The organism is Achromobacter xylosoxidans A8 (assembly GCF_000165835.1).
Taxonomy (GTDB): Bacteria; Pseudomonadota; Gammaproteobacteria; order Burkholderiales; family Burkholderiaceae_B; genus Achromobacter; species Achromobacter xylosoxidans_B.
This window is the reverse complement of sequence record NC_014640.1, coordinates 3,157,247-3,182,793: the sequence shown is the minus strand read 5'-3', so window position 1 is coordinate 3,182,793 and position 25,547 is coordinate 3,157,247. Positions and strand designations below refer to the sequence as shown.

Annotated in this window: 23 protein-coding genes; 5 read left to right on the top strand and 18 right to left on the bottom strand. The window is 66.4% G+C overall.

Features of this window, described 5'->3' with window-relative positions:
• The first annotated feature begins 1 nt into the window (after position 1).
• The 3 genes from AXYL_RS14760 to AXYL_RS14750 are packed head-to-tail and all read left to right on the top strand — an operon-like array spanning position 2 to position 3,229.
• Positions 2–601, top strand: a complete 600-nt coding sequence (locus tag AXYL_RS14760; protein WP_237710008.1) for a thiamine pyrophosphate-dependent enzyme — start codon at positions 2–4, stop codon at positions 599–601.
• Positions 598–2,211 carry a GMC family oxidoreductase gene (locus AXYL_RS14755; RefSeq protein ID WP_013393604.1) on the top strand — a complete coding sequence of 538 codons (1,614 nt, stop codon included), beginning with the start codon at positions 598–600 and terminating at the stop codon, positions 2,209–2,211. The genes AXYL_RS14760 and AXYL_RS14755 overlap by 4 nt, the downstream gene beginning before the upstream one ends.
• 34 nt (positions 2,212–2,245) lie before the next feature.
• Complete coding sequence (locus tag AXYL_RS14750) at positions 2,246–3,229, top strand: Bug family tripartite tricarboxylate transporter substrate binding protein (RefSeq protein ID WP_013393603.1); 984 nt, start codon at positions 2,246–2,248, stop codon at positions 3,227–3,229.
• A 49-nt stretch (positions 3,230–3,278) separates the two neighbouring features.
• On the opposite strand, the gene AXYL_RS14745 is transcribed toward AXYL_RS14750, so the two are convergent.
• From AXYL_RS14745 to AXYL_RS14690, 12 genes are all read right to left on the bottom strand, one after another.
• Positions 3,279–3,950 (bottom strand): response regulator, encoded by a 672-nt coding sequence (locus tag AXYL_RS14745; protein WP_013393602.1) that lies wholly within the window; start codon positions 3,948–3,950, stop codon positions 3,279–3,281.
• Between the two features lie 11 nt (positions 3,951–3,961).
• Positions 3,962–5,902 carry a type IV pili methyl-accepting chemotaxis transducer N-terminal domain-containing protein gene (locus AXYL_RS14740; protein ID WP_013393601.1) on the bottom strand — a complete coding sequence of 647 codons (1,941 nt, stop codon included), beginning with the start codon at positions 5,900–5,902 and terminating at the stop codon, positions 3,962–3,964.
• A 79-nt stretch (positions 5,903–5,981) separates the two neighbouring features.
• Positions 5,982–6,479, bottom strand: a complete 498-nt coding sequence (gene mobB, locus AXYL_RS14735; RefSeq protein WP_013393600.1) for a molybdopterin-guanine dinucleotide biosynthesis protein B — start codon at positions 6,477–6,479, stop codon at positions 5,982–5,984.
• Positions 6,476–7,135 carry a carbonic anhydrase gene (locus AXYL_RS14730; protein WP_013393599.1) on the bottom strand — a complete coding sequence of 220 codons (660 nt, stop codon included), beginning with the start codon at positions 7,133–7,135 and terminating at the stop codon, positions 6,476–6,478. The genes mobB and AXYL_RS14730 overlap by 4 nt, the downstream gene beginning before the upstream one ends.
• A 1-nt stretch (position 7,136) precedes the next feature.
• Positions 7,137–8,135 carry a GTP 3',8-cyclase MoaA gene (moaA, locus tag AXYL_RS14725; protein WP_013393598.1) on the bottom strand — a complete coding sequence of 333 codons (999 nt, stop codon included), beginning with the start codon at positions 8,133–8,135 and terminating at the stop codon, positions 7,137–7,139.
• The gene (locus AXYL_RS14720; RefSeq protein ID WP_013393597.1) at positions 8,132–8,893 is read right to left on the bottom strand and encodes a peptidylprolyl isomerase; all 762 of its coding nucleotides are present in this window, start codon (positions 8,891–8,893) and stop codon (positions 8,132–8,134) included. Before AXYL_RS14720 ends, moaA begins: the two co-directional genes overlap by 4 nt.
• Positions 8,894–8,921: 28 nt before the next feature.
• On the bottom strand, positions 8,922–9,605 hold the full coding sequence (gene narI / locus AXYL_RS14715) for a respiratory nitrate reductase subunit gamma (RefSeq protein ID WP_013393596.1): 684 nt from the start codon (positions 9,603–9,605) through the stop codon (positions 8,922–8,924).
• 18 nt (positions 9,606–9,623) lie between these two features.
• Positions 9,624–10,271: a nitrate reductase molybdenum cofactor assembly chaperone gene (narJ, locus tag AXYL_RS14710; RefSeq protein ID WP_013393595.1), complete on the bottom strand. Its 648-nt coding sequence runs from the start codon at positions 10,269–10,271 to the stop codon at positions 9,624–9,626.
• Positions 10,272–10,286: 15 nt separating this feature from the next.
• Positions 10,287–11,852, bottom strand: coding sequence for a nitrate reductase subunit beta (narH, locus tag AXYL_RS14705; protein WP_013393594.1), 1,566 nt, complete (start codon positions 11,850–11,852; stop codon positions 10,287–10,289).
• Complete coding sequence (locus AXYL_RS14700) at positions 11,849–15,589, bottom strand: nitrate reductase subunit alpha (protein WP_013393593.1); 3,741 nt, start codon at positions 15,587–15,589, stop codon at positions 11,849–11,851. Before AXYL_RS14700 ends, narH begins: the two co-directional genes overlap by 4 nt.
• Before the next feature lie 154 nt (positions 15,590–15,743).
• Positions 15,744–17,132 carry a NarK family nitrate/nitrite MFS transporter gene (locus AXYL_RS14695; protein WP_013393592.1) on the bottom strand — a complete coding sequence of 463 codons (1,389 nt, stop codon included), beginning with the start codon at positions 17,130–17,132 and terminating at the stop codon, positions 15,744–15,746.
• A 10-nt stretch (positions 17,133–17,142) separates the two neighbouring features.
• The gene (locus AXYL_RS14690) at positions 17,143–18,420 is read right to left on the bottom strand and encodes an MFS transporter (protein WP_013393591.1); all 1,278 of its coding nucleotides are present in this window, start codon (positions 18,418–18,420) and stop codon (positions 17,143–17,145) included.
• A 232-nt stretch (positions 18,421–18,652) separates the two neighbouring features.
• Here AXYL_RS14690 and AXYL_RS14685 point away from each other — a divergent pair, with 232 nt between their 5' ends.
• Positions 18,653–19,903 (top strand): NnrS family protein, encoded by a 1,251-nt coding sequence (locus AXYL_RS14685; RefSeq protein WP_041653492.1) that lies wholly within the window; start codon positions 18,653–18,655, stop codon positions 19,901–19,903.
• An 8-nt stretch (positions 19,904–19,911) separates the two neighbouring features.
• Here the strand turns inward: AXYL_RS14685 and AXYL_RS14680 are convergent, their stop codons facing one another.
• The 6 genes from AXYL_RS14680 to AXYL_RS14655 form a co-directional block, all read right to left on the bottom strand.
• The gene (locus tag AXYL_RS14680; RefSeq protein ID WP_013393589.1) at positions 19,912–20,733 is read right to left on the bottom strand and encodes a hypothetical protein; all 822 of its coding nucleotides are present in this window, start codon (positions 20,731–20,733) and stop codon (positions 19,912–19,914) included.
• A 177-nt stretch (positions 20,734–20,910) separates the two neighbouring features.
• The gene (locus AXYL_RS14675) at positions 20,911–21,117 is read right to left on the bottom strand and encodes a hypothetical protein (protein WP_013393588.1); all 207 of its coding nucleotides are present in this window, start codon (positions 21,115–21,117) and stop codon (positions 20,911–20,913) included.
• Positions 21,118–21,201: 84 nt separating this feature from the next.
• Complete coding sequence (locus AXYL_RS14670) at positions 21,202–21,468, bottom strand: hypothetical protein (RefSeq protein ID WP_013393587.1); 267 nt, start codon at positions 21,466–21,468, stop codon at positions 21,202–21,204.
• Between the two features lie 39 nt (positions 21,469–21,507).
• Positions 21,508–22,590 carry a flavodoxin family protein gene (locus AXYL_RS14665; protein ID WP_013393586.1) on the bottom strand — a complete coding sequence of 361 codons (1,083 nt, stop codon included), beginning with the start codon at positions 22,588–22,590 and terminating at the stop codon, positions 21,508–21,510.
• Positions 22,587–23,207 carry a low affinity iron permease family protein gene (locus AXYL_RS35465; RefSeq protein WP_413772868.1) on the bottom strand — a complete coding sequence of 207 codons (621 nt, stop codon included), beginning with the start codon at positions 23,205–23,207 and terminating at the stop codon, positions 22,587–22,589. Before AXYL_RS35465 ends, AXYL_RS14665 begins: the two co-directional genes overlap by 4 nt.
• A 59-nt stretch (positions 23,208–23,266) precedes the next feature.
• Positions 23,267–24,490, bottom strand: coding sequence for an FAD-dependent monooxygenase (locus tag AXYL_RS14655; protein ID WP_013393584.1), 1,224 nt, complete (start codon positions 24,488–24,490; stop codon positions 23,267–23,269).
• Between the two features lie 138 nt (positions 24,491–24,628).
• Between AXYL_RS14655 and AXYL_RS14650 the strand changes: the two genes are divergently transcribed.
• Complete coding sequence (locus AXYL_RS14650; RefSeq protein ID WP_013393583.1) at positions 24,629–25,534, top strand: LysR family transcriptional regulator; 906 nt, start codon at positions 24,629–24,631, stop codon at positions 25,532–25,534.
• Positions 25,535–25,547: the final 13 nt, after the last annotated feature.

Here is a 25,547-nt window from a genome sequence, read left to right as displayed (position 1 = left end):
TATGACTACATTGGAAGCCTGCCGCGCCATCCACGCGGCCCGCGGCGACGCCGTCGTGGTAAGCACCATGAGCGCCATGAAGGCCATGGACGAGGTCGCTCCGGGCGCGCCTCTCGCCTTGTCGTCCGTCCCGCTGATGGGCGGAGCGGCGGGGCTGGCGCTAGGCATCGCGCTGGCGCAGCCGGCGCGCGCCGTCCTTGTCCTGGATGGCGACGCCAGCCTGCTCATGGAACTGGGAGTCCTGGCCACCGTGGCGGGCGCCGCGCCGCGTCGCTATATCCACTTCGTATTTGCCAATGGCGTGCAATTCAACGGCAACGCCAATCTCGGCATGCCCGGTGGCGGCAGGGTCGACTTCGCCGCCGCGGCGATGGCCGCGGGCTATGCCGCCGCATTCCACATCGGCGACGCGCGGGAGTTGGCGACCTCGTTGCCTGACATCATGGCCGCCGCTTCGCCTGTCTTGGTGGAACTGGCTATCACGCCCTGCCCCCCCGTCCTGGGGAAAGACAATCCCTTTCCGGAACAACCGGACAAGCGCTTCCAGCGCATGGGCGACGAAGCCGCGCGACTGCGCGAGCAATTGGGAGCAGACTCGTGAATCGGCCCGAGAACTATGAGTACATCGTCGTGGGCGCAGGCTCGGCCGGTTGCGCGCTGGCTGCCAGGCTGGCCGCGAGCGGCCGCTCGGTACTGCTGCTGGAAGCGGGCGAGGATGACCGGTGGATCTGGATACGCATACCCGCGGGCGTTGCATACATACTTCGCGGCGAACGCGGGCTGCGCCGGTTCCACACCGAAGCCGAAAGGCATATGAACAACCGCAGCATCTTCTGGCCGCGTGGCAAAGTCGTGGGAGGATCGTCTTCGGTCAATGGCATGATCTGGGTGCATGGCGACCCGGCCGAATTCGACCGCTGGCGCGACGAATTCGGCGCGACCGGCTGGGGCTACGATGACCTGAAACCGATTTTTCGTGAGATCGAAGGCTATGCGGGCGGCGATCCCGCCGTGCGCGGGCGCAGCGGGCCGGTTTCAGTGACTGAGTTCCGGTCGCGCCATCCGCTGATGGACGCCTTCGTCGATTCCTGCGTTTCCGCTGGCATCCCGCGCAATCCCGATTACAACGGCGCCGACTACGAGGGTGTGGGCTACATCCAGCACAACATCCGCAAAGGGTGGCGCTGGAGCAGCCGCGAAGCATTCATCCGTCCCTTGGCGCAGAACGCGAACCTGCGCCTGCAAACGGGCGCGCTGGTGTCCAGGATCCTGTTTGACGGAACCACGGCCACGGGCGTCGAATACCGTCATGGGGGCCAGCTCGTCAGGGCCAACGCCAGCCGCGAGGTCATCCTCTGCGCCGGCGCGATCCAGTCGCCCCAGATCCTGGAACTGTCCGGCATCGGCCAGCGCGGCTTGCTGGAAAAGTTTGGCATCCCGGTCCTGCACGATGCGCCAGCGGTTGGCGAAAATCTGCAGGACCATCTCCACACGCGGGTGACCTACGAATGCCGCAACGCCGTCACCCTGAACCAGATCATGCGCAATCCGCTGCGCAAAGCCTGGATGGCGGCCGATTTCGCGCTGCGCGGACGCGGCATGATGAGCTGCGCCAGCGCAGTCGCGCATGCGCTGGCCAAGTCCGACCCGGCGCTGGCGCAACCGGACGTCAAACTGCAGCTGCACTGGCTATCCAGCCCGGATGCGCGCGACCCCAAGAAGCTCGTGCTGGACGACTTTCCCGGCTTCTCCATCGGAACCTTCCCCTTGCGGCCGACGTCACGCGGCTCGGTGCACATCCGATCGCGCGAACCGGGCGAAGCGCCGACTATCCATGCCAACTATCTCTCCAGCGACGAGGACCAGCGCGTCACCGTGGCGGCAATCGAATTCGCGCGCAAAGTGGCGACGCAGCCCGCGCTCGCCCCTTTCGTCGTCAGGGAAACCCGCCCCGGCCCCCTGCGGTTGAAAGGATCCGATCTGCTGGACTATGCAAGAACCATAGGTCAGACCTCATACCATCCCGTGGGCACCTGCAGGATGGGGTCGGATGCGCAAGCCGTGGTGGACGCCAGCCTTCGGGTCAAGGGTGTTTCCTCGCTGCGGGTGGCGGACGCGTCAATCATGCCGACGATGTGTTCGGCCAACACCAATGCGCCCTCGATGATGATCGGGGAAAAAGCCGCACGCCTGATCCAGTCAGGCAGCTGATTCAGGCCAGACCTGAGCAACAGGAGGAGAGAAAATGTCGACGGCAACGTTCACCCGCATTCTGGCCCCGGCCATCTTGAGCGCAACTCTGCTTGGACCCGGGCCTGCCCAAGCCGAATCCGAATACCCGGCGCGCCCGATCACGCTGGTCGTGCCCTTGCCCGCAGGCAGCGATACCGACACCATCGCCCGCCTGATGGCGGACGGGCTGGGACGCAGCCTGAAACAGCCGGTCGTGGTCGAGAATCGCGTCGGCGCTGGCGGCCAGATCGCGATGAAGTACGTGGCTACCGCCAAACCGGACGGCTATACCCTGGCCGCCCCGTTTCAAGCGGCGCTGACCTTGGTTCCGCATATCCGCAAGACGCCGCCCTACGATCCTCGGACGGATTTCACGCCGATCGGCCGTTTCGGCAGCCTGGGCATCGCCGTCGTGGTCCCGGAAGACTCGCCCTTCAAGTCCTTTGACCAGCTTATCGCCAAAGCCCGCGCCGAGCCGGGAAAACTGACGTTCGCCTCGTTCGGCGTCGGTAGCGGCGGCCATCTGGCAGGGGAAATGCTGAACGCCGCAGCCGGCCTCAGCATCGTCCACGTGCCCTACAAGGGCACCTCCGAAGCCCGCGTCGGCTTGCTGCGCAAGGAAGTCGACATGGCGATTCTGGGCGACGGACTGGCGGCGCTGCTGGTCCACGACGGCAAAGCCAGGGTGCTCGCCGTCCCCCAGGCGGCGAGATCCCCGTTGTTCCCGGATGCGCCCACGTTCCGGGAGGCAGGCATCCCTCTGGCAACTCAGGGCTGGGTAGGTCTGGCAGGACCGGCTGGCCTGCCCGCCGAGGTCGTCAAAAAGCTTGAGGCGGCATTGCAGGAGGCTGCGAGCACTCCTGGCCTGAAAGAACGCCTGAGCCAAATCGGCCTGCAACTGGCGCCGACTGACGCCGCCGGATTCTCCAGGATCATTCAGGACGACTACGTGCTTTGGGGCAAGGCGGTTGATATCGCCGGCATAGAAAAGAACTAGGCCGCCAGACCCCGGCCCGGCCTCCTGACTCTGCCCGGTGACAGCCGCCCTACTCTTCGGTGTACAGCCCGTGCTCCACGGCGTACACCGCGACCTGCACGCGGCTGGTCAGGTTCAGTTTCTTCAGCACGTTCTGCACGTGGATCTTGACCGTGCTTTCGCTCACGTCGAGTTCGCGCGCAATGACCTTGTTGCTGGCGCCGCGCGCCAGCCATTGCACGATCTGGGTCTCGCGCGCGGTCAGGCGATGGCGCTCGGCGCTGCCTGCCGCCTGCGGCGCCTGCGCCGCCAGGCTGGCTTGGCCCCGGAACTGCTCCACCAGCTTGGCGGTCATGCTCTCGGCAATGACCGGCTCGCCGCCCGCGGCGCGGCGGATCGCGGCCGTCAACGCGTCGGCATCGATGTTCTTGACCAGGTAGCCGCGCGCGCCGTCGCGCAGCGCCTGGCCCAGTTCGTCGGCCTCTTCCGACACCGTCAGGATGATGACCGCACAGGCAGGCAATTCCTGGGTCAGCAGCTGCAGGGTTTCCAGTCCGGACAGGCCCGGCAGGTTGAGGTCCAGCAGGACCACGTCGGGCTTGAGTTCCTTGGCGCGCTTCAGGCCTTCGACGCCGTCGCCGGCCTCGGCCACGACCTCGAAATCGGGCTGGCGTTGCAGCAGCAGGCGCACGCCCGAGCGGAACAGGGTGTGGTCGTCGACGAGGAGGATACGGATGGGCATGGTCGGAAGGTTCAGGCGGCCTGGCGTTCGCTGCCGGGCAGGGTCAGCGCGACGCGCGTGCCGGCGCCGGGCTGCGATTCAAGTTTTATCACGGCGCGCATGCGTGCAGCGCGCTCGCGCATGATATGCAGGCCCACATGCGATTCGCCGCGCTCCGCGACCTCGGCGGGATCGTAGCCCTGGCCGTCGTCGGCGATGACCAGGCTGAAGTCGCGGTCATTGGCGACATCGATGCGCACATGGCTGGCTTCGGAATGCTTGCGCACATTGGACAGCGCCTCTTGCAGGATGAACAGCACCTGCAACTGCTCGTCAGGCGGCAACGGCGCGCCCTCGCCCCGTCCGAAGCGCAATTCGGTCTCGATCCCGGTCTGGCGCCGGAAACGCGCCACGGTGTCTTCGATGGCGGCTTGCAGGTCGCCCTGCGACAGCTTGGTGCGGAAGTTGGTCAGCAGCTCGCGCACGTCCTGGTAGCTTTCGTCCACGCCAGTGCGCAGCAACGGCAGGATCTCGTCGATTTCCGCCTGGTCGCCGCGCTTGACGGCGGCGTCCAACATCTGCAACTGCAGGTTCAGGAAGTTCAGGCCCTGGGCCAGGCTGTCGTGCAGCCCCTGCGCCACCAGCCCGCGCTCGCGCACCACCGCCAGCTGCCGCGCCTGGGCGCTCAGGCGGCGGTTGTCCAGGGCCACGCCCAGATGCTGGCCCAGCGTTTCCAGCAGCTGCGATTCGGCCGGTGACAGGCGGCGTTGCTGGCGGAAATGCAGGGAGTACGACCCCAGCACCTCGTCGCGCGTGACGATGCGGAACACGGCCACGCTGGCAAAACCGTCGCGCTGGCAGTTCAGTTCCATCGCCGGCGGCGACTCGCGGAAATCCTGGATGACGATGACCCCGGCCTGCCGCGTGGCGACGCCGCAATAGCAGTCGTTCACCCGCATGCAATGCTCGGATTCGACCAGCTCGTCCGACAGCCCGACCGACACCATCAGATTGAGCTTCTCGTTGTTGGGGTCCAGCGCCCGGATGCTGCCGCCCTCGGCGTCGAATTGCAGCATCACGCGCCGCAGAAAGCCGTCGCACAGCGCTTCGATCTCGTTGGGCTGGTTCAGGAAGGCGGCCATGTCATAGAGCGCGCCGATATCGCGGTTCTGCGCGGCCAGCTGGGCGGTCTTCTCTTCGACGCGCCGTTCCAGGCCGGTGTACAGATCCTGCAACTCATCGGCCATGCGGTTGTAGCCGCGCGCCAACACACCGAACTCGTCCTGGCTTTCCACCGGCAGCCGGGTGCTGAATTCCCTGGCAGCCATGCGTTGCAGGCCGTCGCGCAGCCGCAGCACCGGCGAAATGATCCAGAGATACAGCAGGTAGATCATCGCCAGCGTGCCGGCGCTGGCAATCGCGGCCAGCACGCCCTGCGACAGGCGCAGCGAGGTGGTCTTACCGGCGTTGTCCTGTTCGATCATGCGCACCAGCGTATCCGCCCGGGCCACGAACTCCGGCAAGGTTTCCAGATAGGTCGCGGCGTCCGGCTGCGCCAGGGCGCGCTTGGCGGCCGGCTTCATGATGTCGTACCAGTAGGCGGCCACGTCATGCCATTGCTTGCGGATCGCCTCGTCGTTGGGAATGAATAGCGGGCGCGCCGGATTGCCGCGCGCCAGCCGGGCGATGGTGTCGTCCATCAGCTGGACCTGCTCATTGGTGCGGAACTCGCGCCCTGCCTGCGGACGCATCAGTTCCACCGCCACGCGATTGGCCCTCATGCGCAGGCTGCCCGTGTCGTTGATGGCCGCGCCCGCGCCTTCCAGCTGCCAGGACAGCCACAGCGTCCAGCTGACCATGGACAGCACCACCACCAGCGCCACCAGGGAACTGATGACGATGCGCGTGGACAGGCGATGCCAGGGCGAAGGCAGGCCGTCGGGTCCGGCGGCGGCGGTATCGGTAGGCTTCATGGCTTTCAACGCGGTCTTGCTTGAGGAATGCGGCGGGTTCCAGTGTAGCCGCTGCGCCTCCAGCGCCGGCCGCGGGCCGTCAAGCCAGCCCAAGGCTGCGGCAAATGAAATCCGCGACTTGCGCCGGCTCGTTGACCGGCAGGCAAGGCAGGCCAGTGGCCAGCGGCGCGTCGGTGGCTACCGCCAGGAAACTGCTGTCCTCCGCATGCAGGGACGGCTTGCCCAGGGCGGGCCGGTACACCTCGATGCGCGGGATCGCGGCCTGTTTGAAGCCTTCTACCAGCACCAGGTCGGCCGGCGACAGGCGCGCCAATTGGTCCTCCAGCGTGGGTTCGGGCGCGTCGCGCAGCTCGTGGACGATGGCGTAGCGGAACGGCGACGCCACCATCACCTCCAGCGCGCCCGCCTGGCGGAAGCGGGCGCTGTCCTTGCCGGGGGGCTCCATCTGGAAATCGTGGTGACTGTGCTTGATGACGCTGACCCGCAGGCCGCGCGCGGCCAACAAGGGCAGCATGGCCTCGATCAGGGTGGTCTTGCCGCTGCCGGAACGGCCGGCGATGCCAAAAACTGGGGTCATGCAAGCTCCGTGAACAAAGGGCATACGATGGGCAGGAAGGCATCCGCCCGCGCCGAGTATGCCAGCAAAGCGCCCGCCACCAGGTCGAAATACCAGCCATGCAGGGTCAGGCTGCCCGCCTCCACCGCGCGCCGCACGAAGGGCAGTTCCTCCAGGTTGCGCAGCGAAATCAGGATGGACGCCTGCTCGCAAGCCCGCCTGCGCTCGGCGGCCGTCGCCTCTGGCATCTGCTGCAACACCTGCTTGCGCGCAGGTTCGGCGATGTCCATCCAGCGTTCCAGGTAGTCGGTCTCGCCGTCGCCCCGGGTGCGCCGGTCCATCAGGGCGCGAATACCGCCGCAATGGGCGTGGCCCAGCACGATGACGCGGCTGACCTGCAACTGCTCGACCGCGAACTGTATCGCGGCCAGCACGCCCTGCAAGCCACGGTCGGTGCTGGCCGGCGGCACCAGGTTGGCGACGTTGCGCACGGTGAAGATGTCGCCGGGGTCGCAGCCCAGCAGCATGGCCGGATCCACCCGCGAATCGCAGCAGCCCACCAGCAAAGTGCTGGGGTGCTGGCCTTCGCAAAGATTGCGGTAGAGCGACGGCGCGTCTTCGTAGTACTGCTGCTGGAAGCGTTGGAAGCCGTCGACCAGACGTTCGATGTCGCGCATCTCAGCCTCCCGTCTGCGCCATGAAGCGCACGATGCGTTCCGGACGAGCCACGAAATCGTGGCGCTCCGGCTTGGCGGCGATGCCGGCCTGGATCGCCTGGATCAGATCGGCATCGCTGGCGCCCGCGCGCAGCAGGCGGCCCAGCGGCACCTGGTCTTCCTGGCCCAGGCACAGGTACAGGGTTCCGTCCACGCCCAGTCTGACGCGGTTGCAGGCGGCGCAGAAGTGGCGCGACATGGGCGTGATCACGCCCAGCACGGGTGTTCCGTGGCCCGTGGTCCAGTAGCGCGCCGGCCCCGCTCCCGTCCCGCCCAAGGCCGGCAGCAGGCCGGCGTCGGCCGCCAGCCGCGCGCCCATGGCGTTCAGATCGGTATGGGCGTAACCCTGGCCGCAGCTGCCCATGGGCATGGGTTCGATCAGGCGCAGCACGAAGCCCTGCCGCACCGCATAGTCCAGCAGCCTGCGCACCTCGGCCTCGGGCGTGGCCGCGTGCACCACGCTGTTGAGCTTGATGGGCGCAAAGCCCGCGCCCTTGGCCGCGGTCAGGCCCGCCAACACCGATTCCAGGCAATCCCGCCCGGTGATCTGGCTGAAGGCGGCGGCGTCCAGCGTGTCCAGGCTGATGTTCAGACGGTCCACGCCGGCGGCGCGCAGGTCCTGCGCGTGGCGCGCCAGCTGAGTGCCGTTGGTGGACACGGACAGGTCTTTCAAGCCAGGCATGGCGGCGATGACGCCCGCCAGACCGGCCAGGCCGCGGCGCAGCAGCGGCTCGCCGCCGGTCAGCCGGACCTTGCTGACGCCCAGGCCAACGAATAGTCCCACCAGCCGCGCCATTTCCTCGTGGCGCAGCCAGTTGGCGGGTGTCTCGAATCCCTTGAAATCCTTGGGCAGGCAGTAGCTGCAACGCAGGTCGCAGCGGTCCGTGACGGACACGCGCAGATAATCGATGCGACGGCCATGGCCGTCCACCAGGGGTCCCGCAGCCGGCTCGTCCATCATGCGGCGCTCCCGCTGTAGACGCGCTCCGGCTCCCCGCCCTGCAGGTCTATGCCCTGGATGTCGGCGCGCTCGACCAGCAGCTTGGCGTACTGGCGCCAGGCGGTATCGCGGCTCATGGACGACAGCGCCGTGGCGATCTGCGCGGCCACGTGCTCGTAGGGTTGCATGCGGCCTTCTATGCGCCGCGTCACCCGCACGATGTGCAGGCCGTGACGGGTTTCCAGCAATTGCGGCAGCAGGCCGCCAGCGGGCAGCGCGAACACCGCGCGCTCGAATTCCGGCACCGTGTCGCCGCGGCCCAGCTGGCCCAGGCTGCCGCCCAGGGCGGCCGAGGGGCAGTTCGATTGCTCCCGCGCCACCTCGGCGAAGCGCGAGGGATCCTCGAGCAATTCGGCCAGCACCACATTGGCGTGCGCCCGCAGCATGTCCAGGTTCACGCCGGGCGTGACCTGGAACAGGATGTGGTCGGCCTCGATCAGCTCGCCCGCCATGAAGCGTTGCGGATGCATCTGGTAGTAGCGGCGGCAGGCGGCCTCGTCGGCCTCGGGCGCGGGTGCCTCGCGGGCCAGCAAGGCGCCGATGGCGCCCTCCTCGTCCGCGGCGTCCAGGCCCAGCCGGCCGGCCTCGTCCAGCAGCACGCGGCGCAGCACCAGGGCGGTGATCGCTTCGCGCATGGGATTGCCGGCCTCGGCATGCGGCGGCAGTTCGCGTTCCAGATCCGCGTCGTTCAGTTCGACGCCATTGACGATGACAGGCATGTTCGGCTCCTAGTCCTGGTGCGTGGAATCAGCGCGGGCGGACCAGCTGCCAGGCGCGGCCCAGGTAGCCGACCGAGGCGAAGCCGCTCCAGACGTGCACCAGGCGGGTGAACGGGAAGATCACGAACAGCGTCAGGCCCATGAACAGGTGCGCCTTGAACAGCAGCGGCACGTCGGCGATATGGCTGGCCGCGTCGCCCTGGAAGGTGACGATGTGCTGTGCCCAGGTCATCAGGCGCACCATCATCTCGCCGTCCATGTGGCCGGCCGACAGCACGATGGTGGACAGCCCCAGCAGCAAGGTGACCAGGATCCACAGCAGCAACAGCTTGTCGCCCGGCCGCGTGGTGGCGCGGATGCGCGGATCGCTCAGGCGGCGATGGATCAGGATCAAGAGGCCGATCAGGCACAGGCCGCCCATGACGCCGCCGGCCACCATGGCCACGGTCTGCTTGAGCGTGTGCGATACGCCCAACGTGTCCCACACCACCACCGGCGTCAAGAGGCCGGCCAGATGGCCGAAGAACAGGCCCAGGATGCCGACGTGGAACAGGATGTTGCCCAGGCGCAGTTGCCCGCGGTGCAGCAGCTGCGAGCTGTCCGTCTTCCAGGTGTATTGCTCGCGCTCGAAGCGCACCAGGCTGCCCAACAGGAAGATGGTCAGCGCGATGTAGGGATAAATGCCGAAAAGAAACTGATTCAGGGAGTTCATGATGCGTCGTCCTGAAGATTAATGAGCCGCGGGCGCACGGGGATAGAAGCGCACGGTCTGCGCGCCATCGCCCGAAAACGGCCGCAGCAGCGGTTCCACGCCATCCGGTCCGGTGCCGAAGGTCTCCATCGCCTCGTCCATGTCGCGCACGGGCGCCTCGGTCTGCTCGCGCGGAATCACGCGGGACTGCGCACGCAACACCGCGAAGATGCAGGCGTAGGGGCTTTCGCCCTTGGCCAGGCGCGCGCCGATGGCGGCCAGCACGTGGATCGCCTCGTCGAGCAGGTCCTGCGCCTGGGCGGGGTCGATCACGCCCAGGAATTCCAGGAACAGCGGCACATGGTCCGGCAGCTCGGACACCACCGGTTCAAAGCCATGCTCGCGGTAGGTATCCAGCAGGTCCACCATAGCCTGGCCGCGGTCGCGGCTTTCGCCGTGCACGTGCTCGAACAGGTGCAGCGAATGCGAGCGGTTGCGGTCAAAGGTGGCGACGTAGTTTTCCTGCAGCGCGATGAGATCGTTGGTGGCCAGGTAGGCGACCAGCGGCTGCAGGGTTTCCTCAGCGTCGGGATAGTCGGACAAGGCGGCTTCGACCTCGCCCAGCGCGTCCAGCAGCTCGGGCTCGGGGTAGCACAGCAAGGCGGAAAGCAGGCGGTACAGACTCATGGTTATTCTCCTTTCCTAGGCCGTGGCGGCCTTCTTGCGCGATTTCGGCATCTCGATGAAGATCTCGCTGCCCTGGGGCTTGCGTCCGAACAAAGTGCCTTCCGACACCCCGCCCGAGCAGCCGTTGCCGAAGGTGAAACCGCAGCTGCCCTTCTCGTTGAAGCTGTCCTCGACCACTTCCTTGTGGCTGCTGGGCACCACGAAGCGGTCCTCGTAGTCGGCGATGGCCATGATCTTGTACATGTCCTGCACGGTCGCCTCGGTCAGGCCGACCTGCTCCAGCAGCGCCGTGTCGCGTTCGCCGTGCACGGTTTCCGAGCGCTTGTAGGCGCGCATGGCCAGCATGCGTTCCAGCGCCTGCACCACCGGCGCTTCCTTGCCCGCCGTCAAGAGGTTGGCCAGGTAGCGCACCGGGATGCGCAGGCTGGAGACGTCCGGGATCATGGCGCTCTTGCCCACCGTGCGCTGCGGCATCTGGCCGGACTCGGCGGCCGTCTGGATGGGCGACAGCGGCGGGATGTACCAGACCATGGGCAAGGTGCGGTATTCCGGATGCAGCGGGAAGGCGACGCGCCATTCCATCGCCATCTTGTAGACCGGCGACTTGCGGGCGGCTTCCAGCCAGGATTCGGGAATGCCCTGTTCGCGCGCGGCGGCGATCACCTCGGGCGAATGCGGATCCAGGAACAGGTCGAGCTGCGACTGGTACAGGTCCTGCTCGTTGGCGGTGGACGCGGCGTGCTCGATCTGGTCGGCGTCGTACAGCATCACGCCCAGGTAGCGGATGCGGCCCACGCAGGTTTCCGAGCACACGGTCGGCTGGCCGGCCTCGATGCGCGGATAGCAGAAGGTGCACTTCTCGGCCTTGCCGCTGCTCCAGTTGTAGTAGATCTTCTTGTACGGGCAGCCGGAGATGCACATGCGCCAGCCGCGGCACTTGTCCTGGTCGACCAGCACGATGCCGTCGTCTTCACGCTTGTAGATGGAACCGGACGGGCAGCTGGCGACACAGGCCGGGTTCAGGCAGTGTTCGCACAGGCGCGGCAGGTACATCATGAAGGTGTTCTCGAAGGTCGAGTACATCTCCTTCTGCACGCCCTCGAACAAGGCGTCGCGGCTGCGCGCGCTGAACTCGCCGCCCAGGTCGTCTTCCCAGTTCGGGCCCCAATGGATCTTGTCCATCTTCTTGCCGGTCAGCACCGACACCGGACGCGCGGTCGGCGGCGTCTGCGACAGCGGCGCCTTCTGCAGATGCTCGTAGTCGAAGGTGAACGGCTCGTAGTAGTCGTCGATCTGCGGCAGGTTCGGGTTGGCGAACAGGTTGGCCAGGATGCGCAGCTTGCCGCCCTGGCGCGGTTCCAGCTTGCCGGCAGCGGTACGCTTCCAGCCGCCCTTCCACTTTTCCTGGTTCTCCCATTCCTTGGGATAGCCGATGCCGGGCTTGGTTTCCACGTTGTTGAACCAGGCGTATTCGACACCGTCGCGGCTGGTCCAGACGTTCTTGCAGGTGACCGAGCAAGTGTGGCAGCCTATGCACTTGTCCAGGTTCAGCACCATGCCGATTTGGGCGCGTATCCTCATGATTGCTTCTCTTCTTGTTGCGTTTCGACCAGCGGACCTTCCAGCCAGTCCACCTTCTTCATCTTGCGCAGCACCACGAATTCATCGCGGTTGGCGCCCACCGTGCCGTAGTAATTGAAGCCGTAGGCCTGCTGGGCGTAGCCGCCGATCATGTGCGTGGGCTTGAGCACCGTGCGCGTGACCGAGTTATGGATGCCGCCGCGCTTGCCGCTGGTTTCCGCGCCAGGCACGTTCACGATCTTTTCCTGCGCGTGGTACATCAGGCACATGCCGACCGGCACGCGCTGGCTGACCACCACCCGCGCCGTCAGGGTGCCGTTGACGTTGAACACTTCGACCCAGTCGTTGTCGACCAGCCCGGCCTGCTTGGCCTCGGCCTCCGAGATCCACACGTGGGGACCGCCGCGGCTCAGCGTCAGCATGCGCAGGTTGTCCGAGTACGTGCTGTGGATGCCCCACTTCTGGTGCGGCGTCAGCCAGTTCAGGACCAGTTCCTTCTCGCCGTTCGGGTAGCGGCCCAGCATGGGCGCGACCGTCTTGGTGTCGATGGCGGGCTTGTACACGCAGGAGCCTTCGCCGAAGTCCAGCATCCAGCGATGGTCCTGGTAGAACTGCTGGCGGCCCGTCAGGGTGCGCCATGGGATCAGTTCATGCACGTTGGTATAGCCGGCGTTGTAGCTGACCTCTTCGCTTTCCAGGCCCGACCAGGTGGGCGCGGAAATGATCTTGCGCGGCTGCGCCTGGATGTCGCGGAAGCGGATCTTGTCGTGCTCGCGGCCGATGGCCAGGTGCGCGTGCTCACGCCCCGTGATCTTGCTCAGGGCTTCCCAGGCCTTGACCGACACGTGGCCATTGGTCTCGGGCGCGAAGGTCAGGATCATCTCGGCCGCGTCGATGGCGGTGTCCAGCTTGGGCCGGCCCTGGCTCACGCCCGGCTCGCTCACGGCCTCGTTGATGCCGGCCAGCTCGTGCACTTCGTGCTCGGTGTTCCAGTTGATGCCCTTGCCGCCATTGCCCAGCTTGTCCAGCAGCGGTCCCACCGAGGTGAACTTGCGATAGATGTCGTTGTAGTCGCGTTCGACCACGGTCATGTTGGGCGCGGTCTTCCCCGGCACCAGATCGCATTCGCCCAGCTTCCAGTCCTTGGGCTCGAAAGCCTGGCCCAGCTCTCCCGGGGTGTCGTGCATCAGCGGCGTCAGCACCACGTCGCGGCGCTTGCCCAGGTAGGGGCCGCCGATTTCGCTGAACTTCTTGGCCAGCAGCTTGTAGATCTCCCAGTCGGTCTTGCTTTCCCACAAGGGCTGCACGGCTTCGCTCAGCGGATGGATGAACGGGTGCATGTCCGAGGTGTTGAGGTCATCCTTTTCGTACCAGGTGGCCGTGGGCAGCACGATGTCGCCGTACAGGCAGGTGGTGCTCATGCGGAAGTCCAGCACGGTCAGCAGGTCCAGCTTGCCTTCGGCAGCGTCTTCCTGATAGGTCACCTCGGTAGGCTTGATCGCATCGGCTTCGTCGCCGAAGACCGCGTTCTGCGTGCCCAGGAGGTACTTCAGGAAGTACTCGTGCCCCTTGCCGCTGGAGCCGAGGATATTGGAGCGCCACACGAACATATTGCGCGGGAAGTTGGCCGGATCGTCCGGGTCCTCGCAAGACATGCGCAATTCGCCCGACTTGAGCTGTTCTGCCACATAGGCGACCGGGTCCTTGCCCTGGCTTTCCGCCTGCGCCACCACGTCCAGCGGGTTGGTGCGCAGTTGCGGCGCCGACGGCAGCCAGCCCATGCGCTCGGCGCGGGCGTTCAGGTCGATCATGCTGAGGTCGCCGTAGCGGCCGCGATCCGCCGTCGGCCCCAGGATTTCCTGGACGTTCAGCTTCTCGTGGCGCCACTGGCTGGTATGGGCGTAGAAGAAGGAAGTGCCGTTCATCTGGCGCGGCGGGCGGACCCAGTCCGAAGCGAAGGCCAGCGGCGCCCAGCCGAATTGCGGCCGCAGCTTTTCCTGGCCCACATAGTGGGCCCAGCCGCCGCCGCTCTTGCCGACGCAGCCGCACATCATCAGCATGTTGATGATGCCGCGGTAGATCATGTCCATGTGGTACCAGTGGTTCAGGCCGGCGCCGACGATCACCATGGACTTGCCTTCGGTGTCATGGGCGTTCTGCGCGAACTCGCGCGCCACCTGGATCACCTGCGCGCGCGGCACGCCGGTGTGCTTTTCCTGCCAGGCGGGCGTGTACGGCACGTCGTCGTCATAGGAACTGGCGACGTTGCCGCCACCCAGGCCGCGGTCCAGGCCATAGTTGGCCATTTGCAGGTCGTACACCGTGGCCACCAGGGCCTCGCTGCCGTCGGCCAGGCGGATGCGGCGCGCCGGCACGTTGCGCACCTGCAGTTCACCATGCTCGCTGCCGAAGTACGGGAAGCCCACGCCGATCACGGCGTCGGACTGGTCCAGCAGACTGAGCGTGGGCTCGATCTCGCGGCCGCTGCCGCCGTCCTTGGACTCCAGGTTCCAACGGCCGACCTTTTCGCCGCCGTTGACCGCGCCCTCGCCCCAGCGAAAGCCGATGCTGCCGTTGGGCGCAACCAGGTCGCCGCTCTTGGCGTCCAGCACCAGCGTCTTCCAATCGGGGTTGTTCTGCTCGCCCAGGGCGCCGTCCAGATGCGAGGCGCGCAGGAAGTGGTCGGGCGCATAAAAGCCGTCGCGCTCCTGCAGCAGCACCAGCATGGGCATGTCGGTATAGCGCCGCACGTAGTCGCGGAAGTAGTCCGAAGCGCCCGACAGGTGGAATTCCTTCAGGATCACATGGCCCATGGCCATGGCCAGCGCGGCATCGGTGCCCTGCTTGGGCGCCAGCCAGATATCGCCGAACTTGACCATTTCGCCGAAGTCGCTGGACACGGCCACCGTCTTGGTGCCCTTGTAGCGGACCTCGGTGTAGAAGTGCGCGTCCGGCGTGCGGGTCTGGGGCACGTTGGAGCCCCACACCATCAGGTAGGTCGAGTTGTACCAGTCGGCCGATTCGGGCACGTCGGTCTGTTCACCCCAGATCTGCGGGCTGGCCGGCGGCAGGTCGCAGTACCAGTCGTAGAAGCTCAGGCAGGCTCCGCCCAGCAGGCTGAGGTAGCGCGCGCCGGCGGCGTAGCTGACCATGGACATGGCCGGAATCGGCGAAAATCCGATCACGCGGTCGGGACCGAACTTCTTGATCGTCAGCGCATTGGCGGCGGCGATGATCTCCATCGCCGTGTCCCAGTCGGCGCGCACGAAGCCGCCCAGGCCGCGCACCGCCTTGTAGCGTTTGGCGCGCGTGGGATCCTGGCTGATCCATTCCCAGGCCGCGATCGGGTCCATGGTCTTGCGGGCCTCGCGCCACATTTCCATGAGACGGCCGCGGATCATCGGGTACTTCACGCGCTGCGCCGAATACACGTACCAGCTGTACGAAGCGCCTCGCGGACAGCCGCGGGGTTCATGGTTGGGCAGGTCGGGCCGCGTGCGCGGGTAGTCGGTCTGCTGGGTTTCCCAGGTGATCAGGCCGTTCTTGACGTAGACCTTCCACGAGCAGGAGCCGGTGCAGTTGACGCCGTGCGTCGAACGCACCACCTTGTCGTGCTGCCAGCGGGCGCGGTAGGCGTTTTCCCACTTGCGGTCCTCGTTGACCGTTACGCCGTGACCGTCCGCGAAGGTGGACTTCACTCGCGACATGAACTTCAAGCGGTCCAGGAAATGGCTCATTCTCTATTCTCCAAGAGCGCCGGTCCGGCCGGCGCGTACTGCGATCAATGCTGTTGAATCCATTGTGGGCGCGGCCCGCCCGCCGGACCATTCGCCGGTGGCACAGGCGGGGCGCGGCAGAATGACTAGTCACTCCGACCGCGTCCGTTTTGCGCTAGCAAGGCACCGGCGCATTGCGGCGGGCGTAGTACCACCAGGTGATAACCATGCAGGTGGCGTAGAAACCGATGAAGCAATAGAGAGCGGCCTGCACGCTGCCCGTCATCTCCAGCGAGGTGCCGAAGCTGCGCGGGATGAAAAAGCCGCCGTACGCGCCGATCGCGCCCGAGAAGCCCAGCACCGCGGCCGATTCCTTGGCGGCGTCCGCCTGGGCCTGCTTCTGCGCCGCGGCGCCCTTGCCCTCGGCCGCCTGCGTGCGTTCGCGCAGGAAGATCACGGGAATCATGCGGAAGGTCGAGCCATTGCCCACGCCGGTCAGCGCGAACAAGACGATGAACATGGTCAGGAAGCCGGTGAAATTCCCGGTCTGTCCGGCCACCGGCAGGAACGTCACCACGCCCAGCACCGCCGCGATCATGGCCGCAAAGGTGAACAGCGTGACCCGCGCGCCGCCCAGCTTGTCCGAAACCCAGCCGCCGAACGGCCGCGTCAGCGAGCCCAGCAGCGGGCCGAGGAAGGCATAGGCCATGGGGTCGACCTGCGGGAACAGCGTCTTGGTCAGCATGGCGAAGCCTGCCGAAAAGCCGATGAACGAGCCGAAGGTGCCCACGTACAGCCAGCACATCAGCCAGTTGTGCTTGCGCTTGAAGATGACGGCCTGGTCCGCGAACGAGGCGCGGGCGTCGGCGATGTCGTTCATGCCGAACCAGGCCGCGATGGACGCCAGCGCGATGGGGATCACCCAGATGAAGCCGGCGTTCTGCAGCCACAGGTTCTGCTGCGCGCCATTGACGGTGATGACCTGGGGCTCGCCGCCCGCCACGCCGAACACGCCGATGGAAATCACCACCGGCACCACGAACTGCACCAGGGACACGCCCAGGTTGCCGATGCCGGCGTTCAGCCCGGTGGCCAGGCCCTTCTTTTCCTTGGGAAAGAAGAAGCTGATGTTGGCCATGCTGGAGCTGAAGTTGCCGCCGCCCAGGCCGCACAGCAGCGCCAGGATCAGCAGGGTCGGAAAGGTGGTGGTCGGGTCGCGCAGGGCAAAACCCATGCCCAGCGCCGGAATCAGCAGCGAGGCGGTGGAAATGGCCGTCCACTTGCGCCCGCCGAAGACCGGCACCAGGAAGGAGTAGAAGATGCGCAGGGTCGCGCCCGACAGCGCCGGCAGCGCCGTCAGCCAGAACATCTGGTTCTTGGACAGCATGAAACCGGCGCGGTCCAGGTTGACCACCACCACGCTCCAGAGCATCCAGATGCTGAACGCCAGCATCAGCGCAGGAATCGAGATCCAGAGATTGCGGTTGGCGACGCGGGCGCCGGTCTGCTTCCAGAAGCCGGGATTATCCGGCTCCCAGCGCGCAAGGACTTGAGTGGAAGACATAGGGATACTCTCAGGAGGTGGTGGAAGGAGCGGCAGCGTGTTGCCGGGCGACGGCCGCGCTTTCCGGCCGGAAACTGAAGTGCATGAAGATGAGGGAGACGCAGACGGTGCCGTACAGCAGCATGAAGGCGCTGGAGCGCACGCCCGTCAGGTCCAGCAGGATGCCGAACATGATCGGCAGCACGAAGCCGCCCAGGCCGCCGGCCAGGCCGACGATGCCGGAAACCGCGCCGATGTTTTCGCCGAACTCGTCCGAGATGAACTTGAAGACCGAGGCCTTGCCGATGGCCATGGCGATGCCGACCACGAACAGCAGCACGGTGAAGGCGACCGGTCCCAGCGCGATGCCGAAGCTGCGCGGGCCGTTGGCGGTCGCGACGGTGAATTCCGTTTGCGGATAGCTCAGCAGGAAGAACGCCACCCAGCACACCCACATCACCCACCAGGTGGTCTTGTAGGCGCCGTAGCGGTCGGAGATCCAGCCGCCGAGGGCCCGCAGCACGCCGCCAGGCAGTGAGAAGCAAGCCGCCAACAGCGCCGCCAGCTTCATGTCGAAGCCGTATTCGCCGATGTAGTACTTGGTCATCCACAGCGCCAGCGCCACGTAGCCGCCGAACACCACCGAGTAGTACTGGCAATAGCGCCAGACGCGGGGATCCTTCAGCATGGCCATCTGCGCCGACAGGCTGGCGCCGCTCTTCACGCGGTGCGCCGGGTCGGAAGCAGAGAACAGCCAGAACAGAATCGCGGTGACCAACAGCGCCACGGCATAGACCTGGGGCACGATGACCCAGGCGCCACCCGCCGCCGCGATCAACGCCGGGGCCACGAACTTGGTGATGGCCGAGCCCGAATTGCCCGCGCCGAACACGCCCATCGCCAGACCCTGCTTGTTGCGCGGGAACCAGCGCGCCACATAGGGCGTACCGACCGAGAACGAACCGCCCGTCAGGCCGACGAACAGCGCCAGTACCAGGAACTGCCAATACTCGGTGGCATAGGACAGCAGCCAGATCGGCACCACGGCCAGCAGCATCAGGATGAAGAACACCGGCCGGCCGCCGTAGCGGTCGGTCCAGATGCCCAGCGGCACCCGCACCAGCGAACCGGTCAGCACCGGCATGGCGGCCAGCAGGCCGAACTCGGTTTCGGACAGGCCCAACTGCTGCTTGATGGGTATGCCCAGCACCGCGAAGATCATCCACACCGCGAAACAGATGGTGAAGGCGAATGTGCTTGAAATCAGGACCCGCATCGGCGCGCCGGCCGAGGAATGACTTGCTGCCATGGTTACTCTCGCTTTACTCACGAAGACATGTGGCTAGCCTAGGCATCGCGAGCCTTGCGGACCATTCGCCAGCCGACCAGAAGCCCCTTGCCGATGTGACTAGTCACCCCTTTCTTGCCGGCCCGGCTTGCGCTGGATCAAGCCGCCGCGCTGGCGGGGACGCGCTGGACGCATTAATATGTATTTCAAATACACCTTTAAACGCATGCCGAAACGGCACCGCGCAGACCTCATGAGCACGCTGCTTAGCATCGAAGAACCCGCCGCGGTCCCAAGCCGTCCGCGCCCCCAATGGCGCGCCTTCACGGAAATGGGCTTCCGGCCGCTGTACCTGGCCGGCTGTTTCTGGGCGCTGGCGTCCGTGCTGTTGTGGGTGCATGCCCCTGCCCGCCTGACGGGCGTGTTGAATGGCATGTTCTGGCATGCGCACGAGATGCTGTGGGGCTTCGTCGCCACCATCGCCGTGGGATTCCTGCTGACGGCGGGCGCCAACTGGACCGGCAAGAACCCCTTGCGGGGCACGCCCCTGGCGGCGCTGTGCGCGGTCTGGATCGTGGCGCGCGCGGGCTATCTCGTGCCCGGACGCACGGCCTTCGTGGTGGCCGCTGCGGCGGACCTGCTGTTCTTCCTGTGGGCCGCGGGCGCGCTGGGCCGCGCCGTTGCCGTCACGCGCAACCAGCGCAATTACGGCATTCCCTTTCTGCTGCTGGGCCTGGCCGCGACCAACGCGCTCTATCTCTGGGCCTCGGTCCAGGGCGACTACTTCGCGCTGATGCGCTACTTCAATGCCGGCCTGCTGTGCATGGCGGTGCTGACGCTGCTGATCGCGCGCCGCGTCATCCCCTTCTTCGCCAAGCGCGCGGTGGCCGGGCTGGACATTCCGCCCCACACCCGCAGCGGCCATTGGCAGTTGGGTACCGGCATAGTCGCCATCGCCTGCCTGCTGGCGGGCCAGCCGCAGGCGGCCGCGCTGGCGCTGGCCGCCACCGGACTGATCGCCCTGGCGCAATGGATATCGTGGAAGCCCTGGGCGGTGCGAAAGGTGCCGCTGCTATGGATCCTGTACGCGGGTTATGGCGGCCTGGGCATAGGCCTGTTGGTGGGCGCGGCGCAACTGGCCGGCTATGTGCTGCGGCCGGCCTGGCCCGCGCACGTGATCGGCGTGGCCGGTTTCTCGGTGTTGATCCTGGGCATGGTCACGCGCACCGCGCTCGGCCACCTGGGGCGGCCGCTGCGGACCGACCGCAGCATGGTCTTGAGCTATGCGCTGATGATATTGGCGGCATTGCTGCGCCTGGCCGCCCTGCTCCCGACCGCCGCCACCATCGGCTTGCTACATGCCTCGGCGACGGCCTGGGCGCTGGCGTTCGGGCTATACCTGTGGCGCTTCTTCCCGATGATGATCCGGCCGCGCGCCGATGCGGGCAAGAGCGCCGCGCCGGTGATGAAGGTGGTGCCCGTCGCGCGGCGTCCGGCGGCCTGATCCTTACTTTAGCCGCGCCCTTCGCGGCGACGCGTGGCGGCCAGCTGCTGCTTCATGGCCTTGAGCCAGGCCTTGACCTGCTGCATGTCCGCGAACTGCGATAGTTCGAATTCGAGTTCGCCTATGTATTCCTGGGCGTCGGCGATCTCCGCGTCCAGGTCTTCCATCAGGTCGGCCGGGTCGATGGATTGCGCGGGATCGAAGTGGTACCGGGCTTTGAAGCCATCTTCCTCGGCCGCGATGTCGCCGGCCAGGATGGCGAGCTGCGCTTCCAGCGCCTGGTTGTACTGCGCGTAGCGGTCCTCACCGATTTCGGCCAGCCGATCGGGGCCGGCAGCCACCAGCGCATCGATTTCCGCGAGCGTCTCGGGAGTTGGCGCGGCGGCCGCCGGTCCGCGCAGCGCCGCTACGCCTTCCTCGTCCTCTTCATCCTCCAGCCCGGCGTCGTAGTCCGAGCCGCCATGCTTGAGATACAGGGCCTTCAACCTCTCCACGTCGCATTCTGCCGGCGTGCCGTCCAGCACGATGGCGTCGAGCGTCTCCTCTGCCAGCTGCGCCGCGATCTCGGACGCCAGGGCGCGTTCCGCCTTGGTCAGTTCCTTCTGTTTGCAGGCATGGTCAAAGCAGGCCACCAGCCTGGCCTTCAGTTCGACCTCGTCCGTCTCCAGCGGCGCCAGCGCGTCCTCGTACTTCTTCTGGTATTCCGGCTGTACGGTCTGCCACCGGCGCAGGCGGGCGCGCTGCGCCTCCAGCGTCTGCGTGAGCGACTCGAATCTCTGGCGTTGCGGCGTTCCGGATGCCGGCTGCGCGGCGGACGTGTTTTCTTGCATGGGGAACCTGGGCAGGCGGCGCCATGGGCGCCTCGAAATGATCGGAGCGCCATTTTAGACGCGGCAGCGCCTGCCGAGGCCTCGATGCCTCGTTGCCTTGGCCCGGGCATGCGCCCTCGCGACTGCTGCCGCTCCTGCGCGCCGGCTTTGCGCGGGCGCGCAGTCCGGGTCTCGAGGCTATCGGTCAGCCGAGCCTTCGGCGGCGTTGTCCTCGGACGTCGTGTCGGCGGGCTCGATGTCCTCGTCTGGCACTTCGTCGCCCTGAGCGCTGTCGCTGGCATCGTCCGGGTTCACCGGCGGCGGACGATGGGCCGCAGTCCCGGGTGGCGGCACGGACGCCATCGTTATCGGATGCAAGGCCAACTCGAATTGGATCTGGGGCATCGCAGCACCTATCAGGAAGTGCGGCGAAATCCGCCGCAGCCGGGAATCAGCAAGCGCCATGCCACCAAGCCTGCGCAAGAGGCTTCAGAAGCGCGGATTCTTGCCGAACGGCACTTCCGTATCCGTCGGTTTCTCGAACGACGCCGTGTCGCCGTTCAGGTCCGCCACGTGAATCTGCGCCAGCCGCGTCGCTTCATCGATGGCCACCTGGGCCGAAACGAAGCGCTCCTCGATGGCTATCCGCTCTTGCGGCGCACCCGCGAGCGGTGGCACCAGCACGTATCCTATGCTCCAGCTGCCCTGGTCCTCGATCGGACGCTCAAGTTCGAAATCCCATTTGGCGTTTTCCATGGGGCCTCCTGTCTGTTCCTGCTTTCATGCTACTGCGGTTTACTTGGGGCGGGGATTGCGGATGCCCTGGTCCTGTGACGCGCATTCGCCCTGCCGCAGGCGCGGCAGGAAATTGGCCATGGCCCGCGCCACATTGCGCACTTCCTGCTGCACCGCCAGATCCTGGTCCAGGTCGTCGTGGCTGGTGGCATACGGGCGGTAATAGCTGATGTAGCGATCCAGGCGCGATGCCGCTCCCGCGTCGATCAGCCCCATCCAGTCCAGCCAGTCGGTGAGCGCGCGCCGCTGCGATTCGATCCCCGCCACGTCCCCGTGCACCACCAGGCCGTAGGCGCGGCCGGCCAGATGCTTGGGGTACGGCCAGCCGGCCAATTCGACCTGCTTGGCCTTCAGCGGATCCTTGCCGCCGGTCAGCGTGGGATCGGGATTGCCGCCATCCGCGCAGACCAGCCTGTCTATCATCAGCTTCAAGGGGCTGGGCGATTGGTACCAGTAGGTGGGCGCAATCAGGATCACGCCGTGGGCCGCGACCCACTGCTCATAGATGCCGGCCATGGCGTCGTTGTCCTGCCCCAGCGAGTGGTTCGGGTAACAGCTGCACGGCCAATGGCATAAAGGCATCGCGGTCGACACGCAGCCTTTGCAGGGATGGATCTGGTATTGGTACTCGGACGTCAGGCGGCTGAGGTCCAGCATGTCGGTCTGCATGCCAGCCGTCTGCAATTCGCTCAGGACGATGCCCGCCAGCCGCCAGCTCTTGGAGACTTCGCCCGGACAGGTGCCATCATTGCGCGCGGCGCCGACGACGACCAGGACGCGCGATGCCGTACCTGGATCCCGCTGCGCCACGGCGGCGCGCTCCAGCCGGTCGCGCGTTTCCTTCCATTCGACCGACAAGTCGTAGTCGGGATCGGCGTAGCCCGCCCCGGCCTTGACGGTGACAGGCGACTTGCGGCCCTCTTCATAGGCGTTCCAGGCGATCGTTTCCAGGCGTTCCAGCGCCTCGCGCTCAACCAGGAAGGCGGGATCGTAGAAGCGCCGCATGAAGCGCAAGCGGAACTCCTCGCGCGTAAGCGGGCCTGCGTATTGCCCCTTGCGCACCATCGGTTTGGTTTCGGTCATGGCTTTCTCCGGCTATGCATGCGCTGGCGCCGTTCCTTCCTGGCGCGCGCCGTGCAGGCGGCGGCCAGGGCCAGCAGCTTGTCTTCGTCCAGGCGCTCGGCGTCGACCAGTCGTTCGTCCGCGCCCTTGAGCGCGATCAGCAGTTCATCCAATTTCAGATGCAGCGCCTCGCTGTCCTTGTTCTGGCTTTGCTGGATAAGGAAAACCATCAGGAAGGTCACAATGGTCGTCCCGGTATTGATCACCAACTGCCAGACTTCAGAATAGGCAAACGCAGGTCCGGATGCGCCCCAGATGATCACCGTGATGAGCGCCAGCCCGAACGCGATCGGCGACCCCGCCCACCTTGTCACATGGGCGGCGAAATGATCGAAAAAGCGGGATATTGGATTGGCGCGGCCGGCTGAGGTGCGGCCGGCTGAGGTGCGGCCGGCTGAGGCGTGGCCGGCTGAGGCGCGGCGGCCTACGGCTCGGCGGGCTTTGGCACTGCCAGCTTTGGCACTGCCGGCTTTGGCGCGGCCGGCTGCGGCATGGCCGGCTGAGGCTCGAGCAGTACCTTCGGCGCGCTCCGATCGCTTACCGGGTGACTGCCGTTTGGAAATGCGGGTGCTCGGCATGGTGGTGTTCCAGTCCAACCGGACATGACACTCAGCAAGCCGCGTGCCCGCGGTCCCCTTCAGACGCGATACAGGCTGCCGAAGCCCATTTCCTCTTCCGCCGATACATCCAAACCGCCGGGCATCGGCAAGTCTTGAGCCCATCCTCGCGCCAGGGCTTGCGCGTCGCGCACGGGATCGGACGCCTTGGCGCGCTCGTCCCGCATGCGGCAGGTTGCGGGATCGGTGGCGAACAGGCCGCGCGCAAACCCCCGCGCCTGTTCGATCAACTGCGTGGTCTTGGGAACGCGTATCCGGGCAAAGTCCCGCAGGGCTGCATCCAGCCCCTGGTCCGCGCCGTCCAGGCATCGGGCCAGATGCCAGGCATCCTCCAGCGCCTGGCACGCGCCCTGCCCCGATGTCGGCAAGGGCGCATGCGCCGCATCGCCCACCAGCAGCACATTGGCCCGGCTCCAGGTTTTCAGGGGCTCCAGATCATGCACGGCGATCAGGTGGATGGCGTGCGCCGGCGTTGCGCGGATGATGCGGGCGACAGGCTCGGGCCAACCGCCAAACAAGGTCTCGACCTCCTGGCGCAAGTCCGCGGCAGAAGCCGCCGCGCGCAAGGGCCGCGCCTGCGCCCCCGCCCAATAGACCAGTCCCGGCCGCACCGCCACGGCGCCGAAGCGCTCGCCCGCGCCCCAATAGTCCTGGATGGCGATTTCATCGACCAGCGCGCTGTCCGCCTGCGCCACGCCTATCCAGTTCACGAAGCCCTGATACACCGGCTTGCTATCGCCCGCAACGAATCGGCGAGCCACCGAATCCATGCGGCCATCGGCGCCGATGAGCAGGTCCGGACGGATACTCAGGCCATTCTCGAACCGCGCCACGGCCCGGCCATCGTCGTCCAGATCGATCGCCAGCGCCCGATGCCCATATTCCACCGGGATGCCGGCGCGCGCCACGTGGTCCAACAGCACTGCCAGCAGGTCCCGGCGCAGTATCGTGTGGCTGGGATATCCCATTATCCGGTCCAGCAACGCGATATCAAGGCCGCCCAAGGGATTGCCTGCCGCATCCTGGCGGCGCATCGCAACCGGCCGCCCGCCCACCGCCGCGATGTCTTGCAGCAACCCCAGTTCCTCCAACACAAAGCCGGCATTGGGCCAGAGCGTCACGCCAGCCCCCATGGTCGCCGGCCCTGCCCGGCGCTCGTAGACCCGCGGCATGTGCCCCTGCTTGCGCAAAGCCAGCGCCACGCTCAAGCCCGCAATGCCGCCCCCCAATATTCCGATTTCCACGCTGCAGCGCTCCAGTAAAGACCGCCCGCACGCACCACCGGCGGCGGCACGTCAAACGATGACAACATCTTAGGTTTCGCCACTGAAGAGAACTAGCGTGTGAAAATGGGGCGGTTTAATACCTCAAATGGGATAATCATGCGCGATGCCCTGGACCTGAACACCGTCCGCGTCTATGCCGCGGTCGTCGACGAACAGAGCTTCGCCGGCGCTGCCCGGCTGCTGGCCCTGCCTTCGTCCAACGTCAGCCGCCACGTCGCCTCCCTGGAACGCAAGCTGGGCGTGCGCCTGCTGGAACGCAGCACCCGCCACCTGCGCATGACCGAAGCCGGCAGGCTGCTGTACGAACGCGCCAAGCCCTTGCTCGACGTCCTGCTCGCCACCGAGGAAGAACTGGGTGCGGCGCAACGCGAGCTGCGCGGCCCCCTGAAGATGTGCATGCCCGGCGAAGCTCCAAGACTCTTGGCTCCCATCCTGGCCGAATTCTGCAGCCTGCACCCCGGCGTGGAACTGGAATGCGACACGCGCATGAACGGCCTGGAGGCGCTGCGGGAGGAAGACGTGGATCTCGCCATCGTTTTCCATCGGGGCCGCCAGGACGACAGCGCCTTCATCACCCGCGAACTGGCCACCCTGCCCAGCGTCGTCGTCGCCGCGCCTGGCTTGCTGGCCAAGACCGGCACGCCGCGCCACGCGCGGGAACTCAAGTCCCTGCCCTGCATCACCACGCTGAACGCGCTAAAAGGCCAGCCCTGGCAATTTGTCGACGCCGCCGGCGCGATCATCAAGGTGCCGGTCCGCAGCCGCTATCGCGTCAATAGCGGCGAGCTCGCGGGCGCCGGCGCGCGGCAAGGCATAGGCTTCGCCATACTGGCGGCCTTCGGCTGCCAGGAAGACCTTGCGGCAGGCCGCCTGGTGGAAGTGCCGCTGGATCTGCAGCCCGCGCCGCTGCAATTGCTGGGGGCCTATAGCCACCGGCATTCAGCGACGGCGCGGGTGCGGGGGTTACTGGAGTTGATGCAGGCGCGATTGAAAGGGATATGACACGATTTTTGAC